Annotated in this window: 2 protein-coding genes; both read left to right on the top strand. The window is 46.7% G+C overall.

From position 1 onward, the window contains the following. A partial coding sequence (gene yhfZ, locus OKC40_RS22455; protein ID WP_270797027.1) for a GntR family transcriptional regulator YhfZ occupies positions 1 to 911 on the top strand: 911 nt, incomplete at its 5' end. A 58-nt stretch (positions 912 to 969) separates the two neighbouring features. After that, entirely contained in the window at positions 970 to 1,317 is a 348-nt protein-coding gene (locus tag OKC40_RS22460; RefSeq protein WP_270797028.1) for a hypothetical protein, read from the top strand. Positions 1,318 to 1,397: the final 80 nt, after the last annotated feature.

A 1,397-nucleotide genomic window follows, 5' to 3' on the forward strand; every position in this document is an offset into this window, starting at 1 on the left:
AGCCGGCTGGAATGACGACTATCGGGCTCAGTTATTCTTTGGTTAAAATATCAACAAAGTGTGCTCCCGCCCTGATGACGACACGGCCTGACGACCGTCTGAGGACCATAGATTCCTTGTCAGAGGAGATTGGTGTATCAGTTGGATTTATACAGAAGGCGTTTACCACGCTGGAAAATGACAAGGCGGTCAGCTTGAGTAAGCAGGGGCGTAATGGCACTTATATTCGGCAACTCGATTATCAAAAGCTTGTCCGTTACTCCGGCATCAGCCATGTGGTGTGTGCCATGCCGCTGCCTTATACAAAGCACTACGAGGGCCTGGCCAGTGGATTGAAGGCGCAACTTGGCAGCCTGCCACTCTACTTTGCCCATATGCGTGGCGCTGATGTCCGTGCCGAATGCTTGAAAAAGGGTGTCTATGACCTAGCCATTATGTCCAAGCTTGCTGCTGGAACATTGGGTGGTAGCGTTAAGATCTTAGCTGATCTGGGGGCAGAGTCCTATTCACTCGAGCATCGCTTGATTTATCGGGAAAACGAATATGAGACTATCAAACGCGTGGGGGTCGATCCGGCATCTCCTGATCAGCGAATTCTGACCGAGAAGGCGTTTGCAGAAAAAGAAATTGAAATTGTCGAGATCAACTATTCCAACAGCTTGAGTTATCTCGTTTCCGGGCAGATAGATGCGGTCGTGTGGTTGCCCGAGGCCATCGATATGAATGTATCGGGGCTGTGCGAAAAATCGCTCCAGCATATTGATGAATGTCGCCAAGCATCCCAGGCGGTCATTCTTGTCGGTCGCCAGAGCCAGCATGTCAGCGAGCTAATTAGTAAGTTACTTGATGTTCATCAACTATTGGTCCATCAGCGTTTAGTAATTGAAGGGAAGTTGATACCAAGTTATTAATATTTGAATATGGAGATATGCAGTGATAGCGCGATTACAGTTACTCCGGTCAGCCGATGTGATCAGTCATGATGCATTAAACGCATGTTTAGTGGTAATGGAAGACCTCAGGGAGAGCTTTCCAGTTGGTGATGCTAACGAACAATTCCAGATGATGATTGTCCATCTGGCCAGGGCATTTGATCGGATTAAGTCAGGAACACCAATAGAGCAAGGCATGGATCCAACCCTGTTTGATGAAGTACAGGAAGATCCATTCTTCCATGATATTGATGTGCTCAACAAAAGACTGCTTGATAAAATAGATCTTGCGACAGCTCCGGAGAGTGAAAAGTCATTTATGTTGAGTAATCTTTTATCACTGCACTACTCATGTCAGGAGCAGGGCGGGAGCACACTTTGTTGATATTTGAGCCTGTAAATCCAATTGTGTAACCGCCCACGAATAAGTAACTTTTTCAAAAGGATACCTTCGTGGGTAAGCAA

It is taken from the genome of Aeromonas sp. QDB11, assembly GCF_027705265.1.
GTDB lineage: Bacteria > Pseudomonadota > Gammaproteobacteria > Enterobacterales > Aeromonadaceae > Aeromonas > Aeromonas allosaccharophila.